This is a genomic window from Vibrio atypicus, from assembly GCF_009811315.1.
GTDB lineage: Bacteria > Pseudomonadota > Gammaproteobacteria > Enterobacterales > Vibrionaceae > Vibrio > Vibrio atypicus.
On the sequence record NZ_BLID01000002.1, the window covers coordinates 313,581 to 331,512 of the forward strand.

Below are 17,932 nucleotides of genomic sequence, written 5' to 3' on the forward strand. Positions count from 1 at the left end.
TGCCCGGAAAATCAGGACCTCTGCGGGCCATTTTATTGATATATAGTGAGGGGAAAAGATGAAACTCATTATAAAAACAGCCATGTTGCTACTTTCGCTCTGCTTCTCATATCAGGGACTTTCTGCAACTGATGTTTCTGAAAACGATCGAGAATATCAAGTTTTAGTCAGTTTGTTCTTTGATGCGGTAAGGATCGGCAATACTGAAATCGTAGAGCAGTTCATTGATGCTGGGTTTCCCGTCAATCAGCGCAACTTGCAAAGTTATACACCACTAATGGTCGCGACTTATCAAGGTGAAAAAAAAGCCGTTCGTTTGCTCTTGGATTCTGGTGCTGACCCGTGTCTGCAAGATAAGCGCGGCAATACTGCGATTATGGGAGCATTGCTCAAACGTGAAATTTCCATTGCAAAGATGCTCTATCAAGCCGAATGCTCACCGGAAATCACAAACAAAGCAGGGTTAAGTTTGGAGCAGTTTGCAGAGTTGTACGGTCAATCTTCAGTGCTTAACTCACTCAAAAATCGATAATTTTGGAAATGGTAAACAACCTAAAAGGAGTTCAATCTAATGAAAAAAACACTGCTATTTATTTCTATAGCTTTAAGCACAGCAAGCGTCTTCGCTGAAACGTTAAAGGTTGAAATGATTGACCTTGGCTCGGGAGAAAAAGCAGGTGAGGTGGTCATCACTTCAAGTGAATATGGCACCGTATTTGCCCCAACGCTGCAAGGATTACCAATGGGCGTTCATGGTTTTCACCTTCACGCTAATGGGTCTTGTGACGCTATTGAAAAAAACGGTAAAGCGGTACTAGGAGGGGCTGCTGGTGGTCACTATGATCCGAAACAAACGGGTAAGCATGGTCATCCTTGGAGTGATGATAACCATTTAGGTGATTTACCAGCTCTTTATGTTGAAGAGAATGGAACAGCTAATCAACCTGTCTTGGCTCCACGTGTAAAACTCTCTGATGTCAAAGGCCGTGCACTAATGGTTCACGCTGGAGGAGATAATCATTCGGATCATCCGGCTAAGCTAGGCGGCGGTGGTGCAAGAATCGTGTGTGGTGTCATTAAATAGAAAAAAGGCTCTAAAGATATCTTTAGAGCCTTTTTATTCAACTATTAACGAATAAGTTATAACCGATTAGTTGAACATCGCGATAGCATCAGCTGGTGCAACGTATTCTAGGTCAAAGCTCTCTGCAACTTCTTTGCATGTCACTTTACCGTGGATAACATTTAGACCTTCAAGGAAGCCATCATCTGCAAGTAGGGCTTCGCGGTAACCTTTATTCGCTAGCTTCACAATGTAAGGAAGCGTTGCATTGTTTAGTGCGAATGTTGATGTGCGAGCAACTGCACCAGGCATGTTTGCAACACAGTAGTGAACGACATCATCAACGATGTAAGTTGGGTCAGCGTGTGTTGTCGCGTGTGATGTTTCAAAACAGCCACCTTGGTCGATTGCAACGTCAACCACTGCTGCGCCTGGCTTCATCTTAGCGATGTGCTCTTTTGTGACTAGTTTAGGAGCTGCAGCACCAGGGATAAGTACAGCACCAATCACTAGGTCAGCTTCTAGAACATGCTTCTCAATCGCGTCTTCAGTAGAATAAACCACTTTTGCACGGCCTTGGAATTCTTCGTCTAGACGGCGAAGAGTATCAACATTGCGATCAAGGATAGTCACATCAGCACGTAAGCCAACAGCCATGCGAGCTGCGTTAGCACCCACAACACCGCCACCAACAACAACAACTTTTGCTGGCTCAACGCCCGGTACACCACCTAATAGAAGGCCGCGACCACCGTGAGATTTCTCTAAAGTTTGTGCACCTGCTTGAATAGACATGCGGCCTGCGACCTCAGACATTGGCGCAAGTAGTGGCAAGCGACCCATATTATCTGTTACAGTCTCATATGCTATACAGACAGCTTTGCTCTTGATTAGCTCATCAGTTTGTGGAAAATCTGGTGCTAGGTGCAAATAAGTAAATAAAATTTGCCCTTCTCGAAGCATTGCGCGCTCGACAGCTTGAGGTTCTTTAACCTTTACAATCATTTCTGCTTTCGCGAAAACGTCAGCAGCGGTAGGAAGAATGGATGCGCCTACAGCGATGTAATCATCGTCTGAAAAACCGATGCCCGAACCGGCATTGGTTTCAACAAAAACTTGGTGACCTTGAGACACTAGCTCGCGAACGCTCGCTGGGATCATGCCAACACGGTATTCGTGGTTTTTGATTTCCTTAGGTACGCCAATGATCATCCTGACTCCTCATTTTATTTTGGTTGTGTTATCTATAGTAGTTGTATCAACTGTGTGTAGGGTAATTCTGTCGAATTAATATCTAGTATAGATACGATTGAATAAAATTTGATACTGAATATTAAAAAGTTGTAGTATATTTTTTTGCAAGGAAGTAATAAGGTGGAATAAAAAATGGCAGACAACAATAAAAAGCCGTCCAAGGATCTAGACCGCATTGACCGCAACATTCTTAATGAGTTGCAGAAAGACGGTCGTATTTCGAATGTAGAGCTTTCAAAGCGCGTGGGCCTTTCTCCTACGCCGTGTTTGGAGCGTGTACGTCGCTTAGAGCGTCAAGGGTATATTACGGGTTATACAGCGTTGCTGAACCCGCAATACTTGGATGCGTCTTTATTGGTATTTGTTGAAATTACGTTAAATCGTGGTGCTCCAGACGTGTTTGAGCAGTTCAATACTGCGGTACAGAAGTTAGATGATATTCAAGAATGTCATTTGGTATCGGGTGATTTTGACTACTTGTTGAAAACCCGTGTATCAGACATGAGTGCTTATCGTAAACTTCTAGGTGATACGTTGTTGCGTCTTCCTGGTGTTAACGACACACGTACGTATGTTGTTATGGAAGAAGTTAAGCAGACAAACCAGTTGGTTATCAAAACTCGCTAATTGATACAGTTAGTGAAATACCTTTCGATATTCTGACTTTAGGTAATTGGGTTTTAAGCCCTGATATGGTTAAATCGATAGTCCGAGTGGCATAGCTGCTCGGACTATTTTTTTCCTTACTGGTCAGAACTGATCTGGTCAGAATTTCTATAGAAAAGTTGGTTATGTTCAAAGAGAACAAAAATAAAGTTGAAACTGTAATCAAAACAGGGGAAGAGCCTCAACCTTCTCGCTTGACAGGTCCACAACGTCTTAAAGAGTGCAGTCTTATTGTGATTGTACTGCTATCCATTTTGTTGTCTGTCGCACTTATGACATTTAGTCCAGCCGATCCTTCATGGTCTCAAACAGCTTGGGGTGGTGGGGTGAACAATGCTGGTGGTCTTGTTGGCGCTTGGTTAGCTGACACACTCTTTTTTACTTTTGGTTCTCTTGCTTACTCAATACCCTTTATCGTTACAGTGACAGCATGGGTAATGCTGCGTAAACGCGATGAAGATGATCCTATCGACTTAATGTTGTGGGGAACGCGTTTATTGGGCTTAACCATCCTTATATTAACCAGTTGTGGTTTGGCTGATATCAACTTTGATGACATTTGGTATTTCTCGTCGGGCGGTGTGATTGGAGATGTGCTTTCGAGTTTAGCATTGCCAACTCTCAACGTGCTTGGAACAACGCTGGTGTTGCTTTTTCTTTGGGGCGCGGGCTTAACACTATTAACAGGGATCTCTTGGTTGACTATCGTTGATTGGTTAGGTGAGTCTGCCATTTCAGGTGTGACTCGATTGGTTAATCGTCTTCGAGGTGAAAGAGAAGAAGTTTTAGAGCCTCAGCTCACTATCCCCCAAACTGAGGAAGTTAAACGCGAGCCTTTCGTTGAAGCCGATGATCTGCTTGTCGAATCTGCAAGTGAAGCTACAGAGCAGCGCCGCTTTAATATTCACATGCCTGAAACTCGCCAAGAGCCAGTCTTCTCAGAGCCGAATGTCGAGCCTGCTGAGGAACCTACGCCTCAGCCAATGTACGCTTCACCGGTGATAGAACCGAAGCCAGAGCTCGAAGCGCCTATTTACCGTGAACCTAAACCAAACGTCCAGCAGAGCAATCAGCAGCCTCAGGTAGAGCGAACGCGTCAATTGGGCTCTACGATTGAAGAGTTAGAAGCCGCGGCTCAAATGGATGATGATTTCGCCCCGCAAATGATTCAACCTGAAACCTCTGCTGAGCAGATGGTTGAAGAGCAGCCGATAGCTCTGCATGAGGAAGAGAGTGCAAGTCGCACGGATGATCAGAGTTTACCGTGGAATGTTGTTGAACAGGTGGTTGAAGATCGAGAAATCACTCAGCCAGTGATTGATCCTATTGAGTTAGAGCAAATTAGCCATCACGTTGAGCCGGAACCTGTTTACCAAGAGCCAGTTATTTCAAGTTTTGATGTCGCAGATGAAGAAATAGCGACTTCACCATCAGAATTGTTGCACACTTTAGAGGCGCCATTGGGAAATGAGTTTGAAGAAGTCACTCATGATGATGCCGATGTGGCAGCCTTCCAAAATATCGTAGCTGATGCTCAAGCTAAAGCCGTTGCGCAGCAAAATCCATTCTTGGTTCAACAAGAAACGAATCTGCCTAAGCCGACAGAGCCTATGCCGACGTTAGAGCTTCTGTATCATCCAGAAAAACGTGAAAATTTTATCGATCGTGATGCGCTAGAAGAAATTGCTAGACTGGTTGAGTCCAAATTAGCGGACTATAAAATTCAAGCGACGGTTGTTGATATTTTCCCAGGTCCCGTGATTACTCGTTTTGAGCTCGACCTTGCACCTGGTGTTAAAGTCAGCCGTATTTCCGGGCTCTCTATGGACTTGGCTCGTTCACTATCGGCAATGGCGGTACGTGTGGTTGAGGTAATCCCAGGTAAACCTTATGTTGGACTTGAGCTTCCTAACATGAGTCGCCAGACGGTATTCTTCTCTGATGTTGTTGGCAGTCAGCAGTTTATTGAAGCTAAGTCACCAACCACGGTTGTACTAGGCCAAGATATTGCGGGTGAAGCGGTTGTGGCTGATTTATCAAAAATGCCTCACGTGCTTGTGGCGGGTACAACGGGCTCAGGTAAGTCAGTTGGTGTCAACGTAATGATTCTGAGTATGCTGTACAAGGCTACACCGGAAGAAGTTCGCTTTATCATGATCGACCCGAAAATGCTTGAGCTTTCGGTGTATGAAGGTATTCCACACCTACTGTCGGAAGTCGTTACAGACATGAAAGATGCATCAAATGCGCTACGTTGGTGTGTGGGTGAAATGGAACGTCGATACAAGCTCATGTCTGCGCTAGGTGTGCGTAATATTAAAGGCTTCAACGATAAGCTTAAGATGGCAGCAGAAGCCGGTCACCCAATCCATGATCCACTATGGCAACCTGGTGACAGTATGGATGAACAAGCGCCGTTACTCGAAAAACTGCCGTATATTGTCGTCATTGTCGATGAATTCGCTGATTTGATGATGGTAGTGGGTAAGAAAGTAGAAGAGCTTATCGCACGCTTGGCGCAGAAAGCGCGTGCTGCGGGTGTTCACTTAATTCTTGCTACTCAGCGTCCATCGGTTGATGTAATTACTGGCCTTATCAAAGCGAACATTCCAACTCGTGTTGCGTTCACCGTTTCAACGAAGACCGACTCGCGCACTATCCTAGACCAAGGTGGTGCAGAATCGTTACTTGGTATGGGTGATATGCTTTACTTACCACCGGGTTCGAGTCACACAGTACGTGTTCATGGTGCGTTTGCCTCTGATGATGATGTTCATGCCGTCGTTAATAACTGGAAAGCGCGTGGCAAGCCGAACTACATTGAAGAGATCACTAACGGCGATCAAGGCCCAGAAGGATTACTCCCAGGTGAGAAGCCAGAAGGTGAAGAGGATATGGACCCACTGTTTGACCAAGTTGTCGAACACGTTGTTCAGTCTCGTCGTGGTTCTGTCTCTGGTGTGCAGCGCCGCTTCAAGATAGGCTATAATCGCGCTGCTAGAATTGTTGAACAGCTTGAAGCTCATGGCATTGTGAGTGCACCTGGTCATAATGGTAACCGTGAGGTCCTCGCACCAGCCCCTGGTCGCGAGATGAACTAGAACTTACCAATAGAAGTATCAAAAAAGGGTTGATGCATTCACATCAACCCTTCGTAGTTTACTAGTTATCTGATTATTTGTTCTTGGCAAATTGTGCCAGCACAATTACAGCAAGTGCTATCAAGTTGCCCGCAAAAATAACCACTAGCCATTGCGGCATGGAAAGCGTCAAGAACTGCCATACCACTTTGCTGCAATCGCCGTATGCTTCAAACATCCACGGAACCCATTGATTCAATGGCGCCCAATCAGGGAATGTCACGAATAGATCACAGGTTGCAAATGGCGATGGGTTGAATTGGTAGTCAACGTGCTGCAGAGATAGAGCTAAACCTTTGTATGCGCTTGCTCCCCATGCTGCAAGACCAAGCCAACGAATGATTGGATTGTTTGGAGCAATTAAACCTAATAGGGCAGCACAACCGACTCCTAGCATTGCAACACGCTCATAGATACACATCACACACGGTGAAAGCATCATAACGTGTTGGAAAAAGAGGGCACATGCTTCAAAGAAAATGACAAACAGTAGAAGGAGCAGCCAAGACAGGCGACCTTGAGAAAATGTTTTAATTGCAGAAAGAATGTTCACAGAGATGTCCTGAAATAATAAAAAAGCTCTGACTAATCAGAGCTTTTTATCTTGGAAAAGTTTCAGTATCAACAAAAACTTTTTAATAAATACAATTAATGTCCACCAGAGATGGCTTGAACCGCTTCACCTGTGTGGCGAACAATCCAACCCGCATCATAGAACCAAGCTGTCATCGGTTCAACGAAGAACACGATACCCGCAAGGCCGACAAGAGCAAGAACGATGGTGTATGGCAGCGCCATGACAACCATGCGACCGTAAGACAAGCGGATAAGTGGAGCGAGTGCAGACGTTAGTAGGAATAAGAATGCAGCTTGTCCATTAGGTGTAGCAACTGAAGGTAAGTTCGTACCTGTATTGATAGCAACAGCCAGTAGATCGAACTGATCGCGAGTGATAACGCCTTCAACTAATGCTGTTTTAACTTCGTTGATGTAAACCGTACCTACGAATACGTTGTCAGAAACCATAGAGAGCAAGCCGTTTGCCACATAGAACAGTGCCAATTGGGTGCCTTTATCTTCGACGTGAAGTACTGCGTCAATCACTGGCTTAAATAGCTCTTGGTCAATGATAACCGCAACAATCGCGAAGAATACCGCAAGAAGAGCGGTGAAAGGCAGAGCTTCTTCAAACGCTTTACCCATTGAGTGTTCTTCAATAACGCCCGTAAACGCTGTTGCAAGGATGATCACTGAAAGACCAATCAAACCGACGGCTGCTAGGTGAAGTGCTAGGCCAACGATAAGCCAAACTGCAATCGCACCTTGAATCCAAAGCTTGGCTACATCTTGGTTGGTACGTGTTTTACGTTCTTCGCGGTCGAAATCGACAAGGATCTGACGAACGTTATCAGGCAAGCGAGCGCCGTAGCCACAAATTTTTAGCTTTTCGACTAACACACACGTAATCAGGCCACAGACAAATACAGGTGCAGTTACAGGCAGCATTCGAATGATAAATTCACCGAAGTTCCAACCAGCTTGGTCAGCGATGATCAAGTTTTGTGGCTCACCTACCATAGTCATTACGCCACCCAGCGCCGTACCCACACCTGCGTGCATTAGTAATGAACGAAGGAAAGCGCGGTAGTTTTCTAAGTCGTCGCGAGTTAATTCAGAAAGGTGGTCATCTTGAGTATGGTCGTGGCTAGAGCTTGTGCCTTGACCGGATGCAACCTTGTGGTAAATCGCATAGAAGCCTACAGCGACACTGATAACAACAGCGATAACAGTCAGAGCATCAAGGAAAGCGGAAAGGAATGCTGCAGCGAAACAGAAAGCTACCGATAGCATTGACTTCGATTGAATGCCCAGCAGTATCTTAGTAAAGATAAACAGCAGCAGCTGCTTCATAAAATAGATGCCTGCGACCATGAAAACCAAAAGTAGCAGAACTTCAATATTAGCCACAAGTTCATGTTTTACTTGTTCAGCACTGGTCATTCCGATGGCAATGGCTTGAATCGCGAGTAGACCGCCTGGCTGAAGAGGGTAGCACTTGAGTGCCATGGCAAGAGTAAAGATAAACTCCGCAACCAATAACCAACCGGCCACAAATGGGTCTACAAAGAAGAAAACAATAGGGTTAATAATTAGAAAAGATATGATGGCAACTTTGTACCAATCTGGGGCTTTACCAAGAAAGTTCTTAATAAACGCATTTCCGAGTGACATCGGCATGATCGTAATACTCTTAAATGTTGTTATGAATAGACACTGCGCGTGCTTGTATCCATAAATCGGAGCAAATCCAATTTGAGCCAAATTCCTCGCTTAGGATGGCTTTTATTGATATTTGGGGAAACAATCCCGATCCAACAGTGACTTAGAAAAACAACATCAATCATTTTACGATGTGATCTTGCCAAGTCACTCCCTGAGAAAGACAAGCACTCCTTACTTCGGTCGCCACTCTACTCTTCGATTTAATTTAGTCAACGTTTAACTCTAAGTTGATAAATGTATCGGTAGACTTTTCTTTAAAAACGCGATCAAAGTGGCGTAAACATACCATAAGAGTTGTTAAAAACAATCCTTAGTGGCAGTGGAGCGCTCAAATACGTGAATAAGAAAGAATATGTGATTATATTGAATGAAAATGAAGCTTTATTTGTGCATATTTAAAAACTAAGTTTTTGATTCTAAGTTCAATAGTGACGGGCGCTCCGCAATGTTACAAATTTATTAAACTTTATAATAACCCTATTTAGGTAGCTGGAGATTATGCAAATTAACCAGTGATTGCTTAGAGCTTTTGCTCTATTGAGTTCTAACCCTAAGTTTACTTGTATCTGGTTTCCGATATGTAAAAACTAGTGGTATGATGAGTGCCCAATAGACGCATAAAAATATAAACTGGATTAGACATAGATGGTCATAAAGGCAAAGAGCCCAGCAGGATTCGCAGAAAAGTACATTATTGAAAGTATTTGGAAAGGTCGTTTTCCTCCTGGCTCAATTTTACCTGCAGAACGAGAGCTATCTGAACTCATTGGTGTAACACGAACCACTTTGCGTGAAGTACTGCAACGATTGGCTCGTGATGGCTGGTTAACCATTCAACATGGCAAGCCAACAAGAGTAAACCAGTTTATGGAAACGTCGGGTTTACATATTCTCGATACATTGATGACGTTAGACGCTGATAATGCCACATCAATCGTCGAAGATTTGCTTGCAGCACGTACTAATATTAGTCCTATCTTCATGCGTTACGCGTTCAAAGCGAACAAAGAAAATGCTGAGAAAACCATTTCTACTGTGATTGAATCTTGTGAATCGCTGCTTGCCGCTGAGTCATGGGATGTGTTTATGGAGTCTTCTCCATACGCTGAAAAAATCAAGCAGCATGTGAAAGATGATGGTGAGAAAGACGAAGCTAAACGCCAAGCAATCTTGATCGCTAAAACGTTTAACTTTTACGATTATATGCTATTCCAACGCTTAGCCTTCCATTCTGGCAACCAGATTTATGGATTGATATTTAACGGTTTGAAAAAGCTGTACGATCGAGTGGGTAGTTACTATTTCTCAAGTCAGCAAGCACGCTCTCTTGCATTAGCTTTTTATCGTGAATTGTTAGATGTTTGTGAGTCTGGTGATCGTGACCGTATTTTGATTGCGGTTCGTAATTACGGTTTGGAGAGTGCGCAAATCTGGAATCAGATGAAGTTAACTTTGCCGACGAACTTTACTGAAGATGACAGCTAACACTTTAAAGAATTAAAAAAACCGCCATTGGCGGTTTTTTTATGTGTGTCGAATGGGGGCGAATCAATCGGTTAGCAATCTGCACACTCTTCTTCATTACCACCGGCTTCACGGAACCAACTAGTTAAGTGCGCTTTAAGATCTTTTAATTCATCAGGGCCGATAAGGGCTAAGCCTAAGTCCTCTGCACGGGTGATGTCATTGTGGCGTAAAGGTCGGAAGCTTACTAACATCGCACGAGCCTGAAGTCCTCCGAGTAAATCTCGCAGGGATTCGAGCTTATACAAGGTATCATCGCCGTCATCACGCATGCCTTTCGTTTTACATTCTATGATATGTAGTTTGTTGTTTACGACGGACGCGACATCAAGCTCATTACGCACTTCACGTTCACCTAGTTGACGGTAAACTTGAACATTGAGCGAGTGGTCTTGAATAGTTGGCATATCCTGCTGGATTTGGCGTACTGTGCTGTGGACTAAGGTTTCAAGCCATTCTCCATTGGAGAACCGACGTGCATCTTCATTTGCAAAAGTCAGAACTCCTTGATCGTAGGTGGCGATTTCAGCTTCCACCAAATCACTCAACAGCATATTGAGCTCACGATAGCCTTGTTGCTTCTCAGATAACTCAACATTGAGTTTTTGCTCTTTCCGACACGTCGTGGCTAAGTAGTTCAGCGTTGCGAGACCAGGGCCAAGCTCTAATGCGTTGCTGGCCCAACGCTCACCAAGTTCGTAAAGTTTTTGGTCTAATTGCGGAGGGAGTTCATGCTCATTGAACTCACCACGGGCACCAAAAATAGTGAGGTAATCATCAATCGTGATACGGTCTTGTACTTGGGTATCTTCTTTGCCGTCTGGGTAGAGCCAGCATAGGCGGTCGCTGTTTGGTTCAACCACGAAAATTGGCCAATGATAAGTTCGGAAAATCTCATATACAGAAAGGAGGCGGTGTCGTAAACCACAGCTCGCATTGAGTTTTACTTCTTCTGAACGCGCTTTTAAATCTTCAGCGAGTATCGTAATGGCCTGTTTGATTTCTGAGGTATTGGCAACATTTGGAATCTCAAAAAATTCCGAAGTGATTTGACGTTTTGCAAGCACGCTGTGTAAGCGTAAATACATTTCTTCTTGAGCTTTAACACCGATAAATACGATGTGGTTGCTAATGGTGCGGTTATCGAGCAGCGGAGTAACAAGACGAATAGGGTCTTGATCAATGATGCCAACATGGACTGCCATAGTAATTCCTCATGGTTGGCTTGCAAAAATGAGTCGAAAAAAGTGGCAAGCCTTATTAACCATATGATGACACGGGGTATAAAAAACAAGGGCGACTAAAAAATTAGTCGCCCTAAGGATAAAGTTTATTACTCTATAACTTGAATTGATGCACCAAATGACCTTGCTGGCTGGCAAGTTGCGTTAGATCGGTACTGGTTCGAGCTATCTGAGCCATTGCCTGATAGTTTTCTTCGGCAATCAAATTTATCTCTTCGATATTTTGTGCAATATCGGTCGAGGTTTCACTTTGCTCAGCCGCTGCTTGAGAGATTTGTCCACTCATTTGACTGATTTCTAAGATCAATGCTTGGATCTCTTCCATGGCACTGTTTGCGTTAGACGCCTGAGATACCGATTGATCCATATCATCCATACAGCTTTGAATCACCTTGCTAGCAGATGATGAGCTAGATTGCAGATTACTGATCATACTTTCGATTTCAGAGGTCGATTCTGTAGTTCGTTGCGCTAACACTCGAACCTCATCAGCCACGACTGCAAAGCCTCGACCTTGTTCGCCAGCGCGAGCCGCTTCGATTGCAGCGTTTAGTGCGAGTAAATTGGTTTGCTCAGCAATATTGCGAATTACATCGAGAATTGATCCAATTTGGCTGCTCATAGATTGAAGATCTTTCACGGCATCGACCGATTTATGAAGTCTGCCTTCTAATTGGTTAATAGTAGAAATATTGTCGCTCATGATCTTACGACCAGACTCTGATGCGATCTCCACACGTTCAACCATCTGTTGAGAGCTTTGTGCACTTTGTGCGACTTCTTGTACCGAATGAGACATTTGAGTCATAGCGGTAGCGACATTGGCGGTTTGCTCACGCTGCTGGCTAAGTTGCCCTTGAGCTTTGGTTGACGTGGTTTGGTTAGTGTTGGCTGTCTCAGTTAAGTTATCTGAGGCATCGTTAAGCTTAACCAATATATTGTGCAGGCTGTCTGCGAGTGTATTGATGTGTCCACTGACTCGACTGAACTCGTTGTTGTATCGGATATCGATACGCTGAGTCATGTCGCCATCGGTAAGGTGCTCTAGAGTGCGAAGAATACGCGTTAAAGGTTCGCGCACACTGTGAGCGATGTGATAACCCACACCTAGCGCCAGTAAGATAACCACTGCGCCTACAACTATCGAGCGTACAACACCTTGCTCGTATACTTGACCTGCTTCTTGCAAAGAACTATTTAGTCCATCTTTTGCTACTTGAGTAAAGGATGCTAATACGGCCATGGTCGCATCAACTTCTTTGGTTAGATTGGCAATATTGTCATATAACGCATCTTTTGCAGTAAGGTAAGAGGCGTGTTGGTCCAAAACACCACCTTTTTTGCCAACATCAATAGTGAATTGTTGAACGGATTCATCGAACACTTTTTTGATTTCTGGCATTTGAGTGGTTAAGCCGCGATAAGCGTAATTAAGGTGGGTAACGGCTTTTTTGTTTTTGGTTACTGCTTTGGTGACAACTGCTGTATCACTACTCGCAAGCGCATCAGAGGTGATCACTTCAGCGTCTTTTAATTTGATGAAATAGCTCTTCGCCATCACTTTTACTGAGATGCTACTTTGCTCGTCGACGTATTCTTTCATACCGACGCTTAACTCAGAGTGTAAGCGCTGAAACTGACGCGTCGACTTCTGAACTAGTGTTTGCGCGGCGAACATGTCGCGATAGTTTGACATAGCTTCACCTGCTTCAGTGAAGTAACGGGTTTCCATCTCTTTTAACTGAGCAATACTATCGATAAGCTCAGAGTTGCTCCCGCTTGCTTGCTCAAGGTTTAAAAGGGCGTCCGCATAGTGAGCTTTTGCTTGTTCAAATTGAGCAGAAATCTCATCCATACGCTCGAAGCTTTGTGTGGTTAAAAAGTCCTTAAACAATTTATCAGCGGATAATAAGGATACGCTGGTGTTGTTGGATTGAGACACTAACGGAAGTGACGTGTTAGAGACACTTTCGAAATTGTCGTGAATTTGTTGCATTCCCCGCATTGTCATCACAGTGGTAATGACGAATGTAATTATGATCAATGCAAAGCCCGCATACATACGTCTAATGACTGAGCCCTTCATGGACCTCTCCCTGAATTTATAGTTGTCTTAAAAATCTAACAAAAAGAGCTCTATAGTATTGATAGTGAGACGCACATTTTATGACGCACAATACATATTTAGCGGAAGGCTAGTGACCGTATGCTGTTTATATTTAATGAACAATGTTTTTTATTGTGATTTCATGCGGCTTGGCGCATACTCGACATTATAATTATTCTCAAATACAGATGATGGAGTGCTTCATGGCTGAAGAAACCATTTTTAGTAAAATTATCCGTAAGGAAATTCCGGCTGATGTTGTCTACCAAGATGACTTAGTGACGGCATTTCGCGATATCAACCCTCGTGCGCCAAGTCACATTTTGATCATCCCTAATAAGCTGATCCCAACCGTGAACGAGATTGAGGATGAAGATGAAGCACTAATGGGTCGTATGTTCATTGTTGCGCGTAAATTGGCGAAAGCTGAAGGCATTGACGAAGACGGGTACCGTCTAATCGTGAACTGTAACTCACATGGCGGCCAAGAGGTTTATCACATTCATATGCACTTAGTGGGTGGTCGTCCATTAGGTCCGATGTTGATGAGCTAATCGCTTCCAATATTTAACGATAGGGAGCAGGAACTTTTTCTTTTCCCTATCGTCTGATAGCCATTATTTAATAATCAATAAAATTACTGGAGTACGAGGTGCGTCGATACGTTCAACTCGCATTCATTGTAGTTAGTTCAACATTTCTTTCTGCATGCGCTAATCTTTCTGCCGGAAACCTTTTTAGTCACTATAGTGCTCAAAATCAGCAGGTATACCAAGCAGTCAAAGCTGGGCAATATCAAGAAGCTGAAGAAGCTCTCCCCGAATCTATTGCTGGTGACATTCTTGATAATTTCGAGAAGGGACGAGTGTATTTGCTTAATGAGCAATTCGAGCAAAGTAAGAGTGCGCTTGAACTAAGTGATGGAGCGGTACGAGTTCAGCAAGATAAGGCGACGATTTCTGTTTCTGACACTGCGACGAGCATCAGTTCATTAGCAGTAAATGATAATTTAAATCTTTACCAACCAGCAGATTATGAACTGGGTTTTCTTCATCTCTATTTGGGGATGAATTACCTTCAAGAAAATAGCCTTGAAGGGGCGCTGGTTGAGATGCGACGTGCTAACCAAGTACAAGAACAAGCCCGTAAAGAGCGAGAAAAAGCACTTGAGTCCGCACAGAGCGATATGGAATCGCAGGGCTTAACTCCAAACTTGGGCAGCGTGTTAGCTAACTACCCTGACGCAGGAAAGACTCTCCAAGCGGTTCAAAATGGGTATTTGTTTTATTTATCAGCGTTGCTGTATGAGACAGATAAAGACCTAAATAGCGCTTATGTCGATTATCGTCGTGCTCTTGCAGTGATGCCTGACAATGCAGAAGTGATTGATGGTACTAAGCGTGTCGCTAAGCGACTCGGCATGCGTTCAGATTTAGCCAAATTGGAGAAACGCTACGGTAAGGCTAAGCTTCTGAATAGCAAAGATGCGCGAGTTATTGTGATTGAAGAGCAAGGTGTTGTTGAGGCAATGCGCGAATGGAAGCAATCTCTGCCACTTTATGACAGTAGAGGAAATGGCGCTTGGTATAGTGTGGCATTGCCGTACTATCCACCAATTTCTAATGCAAGCTATTCGCCACTAAAGTTAAATCAGCAAGCATTAGACAGCACGCTTCTAGCGGATGTTAACTTAATGGCTCAGCGCGACCTTTCTGAGCGTATGCCTGAAATTGTTATTCGTCAGGCACTACGTGTTTGGGCGAAAGATCAATTACGCCGTGAAGCTGCGAAAAAAGAAGATGATGTCGGCAATCTGTTGTTCAATGTATGGAATGCCTTGACCGAGCAACCTGATACGCGTAGTTGGCAAACACTGCCTAGTGAAGTTCGCACAAGTAGTGCGGTGGTTACGCCGGGTGAGCAAGTCATTACAGTTAATGGAAAAACACACCAGTTCAGTGTCGATAAAGGTCATACAGTTCTGGTTTGGATCTCTCGCCAAGGTAGCGGTGCTACTATTTGGCATAGACAATTAGGAAAAATACGATGAAAAAATGGTTTATGGCTGCAATAGCGGCGCTCGTATTGGCTGGCTGTGCCAATAATACGGCTGGTTTGCGAATAGATGGTGCATCTCAGACTGTGTTGTTTGGAGATAATGTCTTAGCGGGTCGCCTAAAAATTGATGATATTTCTACTACTCAAGTCGATGGCCGTGCGCGTGGTGTGGTTCGTTTAACGAGTCAATACCAAGGTGACCAAGCCGTTCAATACCGCTTTTACTGGTACGACGATGAAGGGCTAGAAGTGAATACTAAGCTAGGGCCTTGGCGTCAGACAATTGTTCGCGGTATGGAATCCGTTGCGATTTCAGAAGTCACGCTAAACCCGAATGGAACACAATTCCGTGTTCAAATTCGTGAAAATAATAACTAAATCGAACTAAAGCCATTTGTCTTTAGTCTTAAACTATAAACTTCAAGAAAATTTGAGGAACCAAGAATGAAAAAAAGCGTTATCGCATTACTTGGCTTAGCTGTCATCCTGGGCGGTTGTTCTAACAAAGTGAGCTACGGTGATGCTCAAGCTGTGGAAACTACAACCATTGATTTTGGTTCAACAGATCTACAAAAAATTGCGGGCGAAATGGTTGATAGCATGATGATGTCTGGCTCTGTTGCCGCTATCACCCGCGACTCGCGCCCAATTGTTTTTGTTGAGCGTATCAAGAACAAAACAAGTGAGCATATCGATACTGAGTCGATTACAGACACCATGAGCACCAAAATGCTCAACTCCGGTAAGTTCCGTTTTGTTGATATGGATCGTGTAGAATCTGTTCGCGAACAGCTTAATTTCCAAAACAACGATGAGCTAGTTAACCAAAGCACAGCGATTCAGTTTGGTAAAATGGTCGGTGCGCAATACATGCTTTACGGTAACCTATCGAGCATTGCGAAAAACGCAGGCAGCGATAAAGACGTATACTACAAAATGACGATGCGTTTAATGGATCTAGAAACAGGCCTAATCGAATGGGCAGATGAAACTGAGATTCGTAAACAAGAGTCTAAAAGCTTACTAGGCTTTTAATTTGATAAGAGGTGATTTATGGCAAGGATGTCATGGCAAGAAGCCTGTCAGTTAGATTCTTCTCTAACTAGCTTAGATCACTTCTTTTCAGTCCCTCCGGACTACGCGCAAACGCTGACCGGAGGGCTTACAAATCGTTGCTGGAAAGTGGTTGCTCACAATGGTGAAGCATATGTCTGGCGACCAAATACCTCAATCACTAAAGCTTTCTCTATCTCTCGTTTCCAAGAGTATCAAATACTCAACGCGATCGAAGAGTCACATCTATCGCCTCCCGCCACGCACATTAACGATCAAGGTCTATTAGTTGAGTGGGTTGAAGGAGAGTCGCTGACTGATGCGCTTAGCATTGAATCTCTTCTTAAAACCATGGTTCGTATTCATACTCTCGATACTGGTCGTATTCCCGTTGCGCCATTTAACTTCACTGCTCGGGTTGACCATTATTGGATGTTATTGCGTGAAGAGTTTAAAACTGAGTTATATGAAGAGATCTATCACCGCTGGCGACATGCGCCGAGCCTTGCGGATGTTGGGTTAACCTTGTGCCACTTTGATTTAGCGGGCTATAACATGGTGAAGACAGAGCAGGGCAACAAAGTGATTGATTGGGAGTATGCAGCCATAGCTGATCCTAGGCTTGATTTGACCTTAAGCATCGATGTTATGGACGAGAAACCGCTTGAAACAGTTTACCGATATTGTCAGTTGCGTGAAATTGAGGGGGTAGATGATTGGGTCGAAGGTGTGATGGCTTGGAAGCCGAGAGCAACCATGATGGCTATGCTTTGGTACTTGCTTGCTTATCAGCTTTGGGGTGATGAACAATATTTAACCCAAGCGCAAAAAATACGCAGTACTTTTTGTAGCTAAGATCACTGTTTGATTGTTCCAATTGAGTAATCTCAATTTGTTGACTATTAAACCCTAGTTTTCATGGTAGATTTAAGCGACAAGGAGCGAGGGAATTATAATGATTATTTATTTACATGGCTTTGACTCAACAAGCCCTGGCAACCACGAAAAAGTATTGCAGTTGCAGTTCATCGATGAAGACGTTCGCTTTATAAACTACAGTACACTACATCCAAAACACGATATGCAGCATCTCTTAAAAGAAGTGCATAAAGTAATTGAGCAATCTAATGACTCGGATCCGATTATATGTGGTGTGGGACTTGGCGGTTATTGGTCTGAACGTATCGGATTTCTTTGCGGTATCAAGCAGGTGATCTTTAACCCGAATTTACATCCAGAAGTGAATATGCAGGGAAGAATTGATCGACCGGAAGAGTATGAAGATATTGCAACCAAGTGCGTTGAAAAATTCCGAATGAAAAATAAAGGTCGTTGTTTAGTGATTTTGTCGAAAGAAGATGAAATTCATGACAACACTAAGTCCGCAGCTGAACTTGAAGACTACTATGACATTATCTGGGATGAGACGCAGACGCATAAGTTTAAGAAACTGTCCCAACACCTGCAAACGATGAAGACGTTTAAAGAAGCGAAGTAATTTCAACATTAGCGCAAATCAATAACAAAGCGGCTTAGGGAA

16 protein-coding genes are annotated in these 17,932 nt (G+C 43.8%); 11 read left to right on the forward strand and 5 right to left on the reverse strand.

The genetic code is table 11. The features are described 5' to 3' along the window. The first annotated feature begins 58 nt into the window (after positions 1 to 58). Both GVO60_RS06005 and sodC read left to right on the forward strand, forming a co-directional pair. Positions 59 to 532: an ankyrin repeat domain-containing protein gene (locus GVO60_RS06005; protein ID WP_159651877.1), complete on the forward strand. Its 474-nt coding sequence runs from the start codon at positions 59 to 61 to the stop codon at positions 530 to 532. A gap of 39 nt (positions 533 to 571) precedes the next feature. Beyond that, positions 572 to 1,084 (forward strand): superoxide dismutase family protein, encoded by a 513-nt coding sequence (sodC, locus tag GVO60_RS06010; RefSeq protein ID WP_159651879.1) that lies wholly within the window; start codon positions 572 to 574, stop codon positions 1,082 to 1,084. Between the two features lie 66 nt (positions 1,085 to 1,150). Here the strand turns inward: sodC and ald are convergent, their stop codons facing one another. Further along, complete coding sequence (gene ald, locus GVO60_RS06015; RefSeq protein WP_126573351.1) at positions 1,151 to 2,275, reverse strand: alanine dehydrogenase; 1,125 nt, start codon at positions 2,273 to 2,275, stop codon at positions 1,151 to 1,153. 174 nt (positions 2,276 to 2,449) lie between these two features. Between ald and lrp the strand changes: the two genes are divergently transcribed. Together lrp and GVO60_RS06025 are read left to right on the forward strand one after the other, a co-directional pair. Next, positions 2,450 to 2,944 carry a leucine-responsive transcriptional regulator Lrp gene (gene lrp, locus GVO60_RS06020; RefSeq protein WP_004414493.1) on the forward strand — a complete coding sequence of 165 codons (495 nt, stop codon included), beginning with the start codon at positions 2,450 to 2,452 and terminating at the stop codon, positions 2,942 to 2,944. 164 nt (positions 2,945 to 3,108) lie between these two features. Further along, positions 3,109 to 6,084 carry a DNA translocase FtsK 4TM domain-containing protein gene (locus tag GVO60_RS06025; protein WP_159651881.1) on the forward strand — a complete coding sequence of 992 codons (2,976 nt, stop codon included), beginning with the start codon at positions 3,109 to 3,111 and terminating at the stop codon, positions 6,082 to 6,084. Positions 6,085 to 6,157: 73 nt separating this feature from the next. On the opposite strand, the gene dsbB is transcribed toward GVO60_RS06025, so the two are convergent. Together dsbB and nhaB are read right to left on the reverse strand one after the other, a co-directional pair. After that, entirely contained in the window at positions 6,158 to 6,676 is a 519-nt protein-coding gene (dsbB, locus tag GVO60_RS06030; RefSeq protein WP_159651883.1) for a disulfide bond formation protein DsbB, read from the reverse strand. Between the two features lie 95 nt (positions 6,677 to 6,771). Next, positions 6,772 to 8,361 (reverse strand): Na(+)/H(+) antiporter NhaB, encoded by a 1,590-nt coding sequence (nhaB, locus tag GVO60_RS06035; protein ID WP_159651885.1) that lies wholly within the window; start codon positions 8,359 to 8,361, stop codon positions 6,772 to 6,774. 690 nt (positions 8,362 to 9,051) lie between these two features. On the opposite strand from nhaB, the gene fadR reads away from it, so the two are divergent. Continuing rightward, a complete protein-coding gene (fadR, locus tag GVO60_RS06040) occupies positions 9,052 to 9,891 on the forward strand; it encodes a fatty acid metabolism transcriptional regulator FadR (protein WP_159651887.1) in 840 nt (279 codons plus the stop codon). Between the two features lie 71 nt (positions 9,892 to 9,962). On the opposite strand, the gene GVO60_RS06045 is transcribed toward fadR, so the two are convergent. After that, complete coding sequence (locus tag GVO60_RS06045) at positions 9,963 to 11,135, reverse strand: DUF1887 family protein (protein ID WP_159651889.1); 1,173 nt, start codon at positions 11,133 to 11,135, stop codon at positions 9,963 to 9,965. 133 nt (positions 11,136 to 11,268) lie between these two features. Beyond that, on the reverse strand, positions 11,269 to 13,260 hold the full coding sequence (locus GVO60_RS06050; RefSeq protein WP_159651891.1) for a methyl-accepting chemotaxis protein: 1,992 nt from the start codon (positions 13,258 to 13,260) through the stop codon (positions 11,269 to 11,271). A gap of 224 nt (positions 13,261 to 13,484) precedes the next feature. On the opposite strand from GVO60_RS06050, the gene hinT reads away from it, so the two are divergent. The 6 genes from hinT (at position 13,485) to ycfP (ending at position 17,890) form a co-directional block, all read left to right on the forward strand. After that, complete coding sequence (gene hinT / locus GVO60_RS06055) at positions 13,485 to 13,835, forward strand: purine nucleoside phosphoramidase (RefSeq protein WP_159651893.1); 351 nt, start codon at positions 13,485 to 13,487, stop codon at positions 13,833 to 13,835. 98 nt (positions 13,836 to 13,933) lie between these two features. Then, a complete protein-coding gene (locus tag GVO60_RS06060; protein WP_159651895.1) occupies positions 13,934 to 15,331 on the forward strand; it encodes a COG3014 family protein in 1,398 nt (465 codons plus the stop codon). Beyond that, positions 15,328 to 15,717 carry a YcfL family putative periplasmic lipoprotein gene (locus GVO60_RS06065; protein ID WP_159651897.1) on the forward strand — a complete coding sequence of 130 codons (390 nt, stop codon included), beginning with the start codon at positions 15,328 to 15,330 and terminating at the stop codon, positions 15,715 to 15,717. The genes GVO60_RS06060 and GVO60_RS06065 overlap by 4 nt, the downstream gene beginning before the upstream one ends. Before the next feature lie 66 nt (positions 15,718 to 15,783). Beyond that, a complete protein-coding gene (lpoB, locus tag GVO60_RS06070; RefSeq protein ID WP_159651899.1) occupies positions 15,784 to 16,374 on the forward strand; it encodes a penicillin-binding protein activator LpoB in 591 nt (196 codons plus the stop codon). Positions 16,375 to 16,392: 18 nt separating this feature from the next. Further along, the gene (locus GVO60_RS06075) at positions 16,393 to 17,247 is read left to right on the forward strand and encodes a phosphotransferase (RefSeq protein ID WP_159651901.1); all 855 of its coding nucleotides are present in this window, start codon (positions 16,393 to 16,395) and stop codon (positions 17,245 to 17,247) included. Positions 17,248 to 17,347: 100 nt separating this feature from the next. After that, positions 17,348 to 17,890, forward strand: a complete 543-nt coding sequence (gene ycfP / locus GVO60_RS06080) for an alpha/beta hydrolase YcfP (protein ID WP_159651903.1) — start codon at positions 17,348 to 17,350, stop codon at positions 17,888 to 17,890. The last annotated feature ends 42 nt before the right edge of the window (positions 17,891 to 17,932 follow it).